This is a genomic window from Pyxidicoccus trucidator (assembly GCF_010894435.1).
Lineage (GTDB): Bacteria > Myxococcota > Myxococcia > Myxococcales > Myxococcaceae > Myxococcus > Myxococcus trucidator.
The window spans coordinates 1-1,051 of record NZ_JAAIXZ010000066.1 but is presented as its reverse complement, the minus strand read 5'-3'; the positions used below and the strand labels follow the sequence as shown (position 1 = coordinate 1,051).

1 protein-coding gene is annotated in these 1,051 nt (G+C 70.3%); it reads left to right on the top strand.

The window, feature by feature from the left end:
* The coding region (locus tag G4D85_RS48405; RefSeq protein ID WP_275900432.1) for a CARDB domain-containing protein at positions 1-1,051 on the top strand (1,051 nt) is incomplete at both ends.

The window sequence follows — 1,051 nt, the reverse complement described above, 5'->3', positions numbered from 1 at the left end:
CTCCCCCGGTCACCGAGGGCGCCTACCACCTCGGCGCCGTGGTGGACCCGTCCAACAACCGCCAGGAGCTCCTCGAGGACAACAACTCCTCGTCCGGCTATCGCATCGGCGTGGGCGACGCGCCTGATTTCGTCGTCACCGACGTGAAGGGCCCCACCAGCGTCCAGGACGGCCAGCCTCTCACCGCGCAGGTGACGGTCTGCAACCACGGCACCCGCCCAGGTGACACCCTGGTGGAGCTCTACCTGTCCGCCGACGCCACCATCCGCACCAACACCGCGCCGGGGCCCATGGAGGACTCCTTCGTGGGCGGCGCCCCCTCGGGCCCGCTCTACCCGGGCCGGTGCGCCACCGTGTCCGTCCAGGGTAATGCCTGGCTGCCTCCCCCGGCCTTCCAGGGCGCCTACCATCTGGGCGCCGTGGCGGACCCACTCAACAACCGCCCGGAGCTCCTCGAGGACAACAACACCTCATCCGGCTATCGCATCGGCGTGGGCAATCGGCCCGACTTCGTCATCACCTCCGTCACCGGGCCCACCAGCGTCCCCAACGGCCAGCCCTTCACCGCGCAGGTGACGGTCTGCAACCACGGCACCACCTCGGGCGACTCCCAGGTGGAGCTGTACCTGTCCGCCGACGCCATCATCCGCACCAACACCGCGCCGGGCCCCATGGAGGACGCATTCGTGGGCAGCGCCCACTCGGACCCGCTCTACCCGGGCCAGTGCGCCACCATGCCCATCCAGGGCAATGCCTGGCTGCCTCCCCCGGGCATCGAGGGCCCCTACCACCTCGGCGCCGTGGCCGACCCGTCCAACAGCCGCCAGGAGCTCCTCGAGGACAACAACTCCTCGTCCGGCTACCGCATCGGCGTGGGCAACCGGCCCGACTTCGTCATCACCTCCGTCACCGGCCCCACCAGCGCCGAGGACGGTCAGCCTCTCATCGCGCAGGTGACGGTCTGCAACCATGGCACCACCTCGGGTGACTCCCACGTGGAGCTCTACCTGTCCGCCGACGCCATCATCCGCACCAACACCGCGCCGGGGCC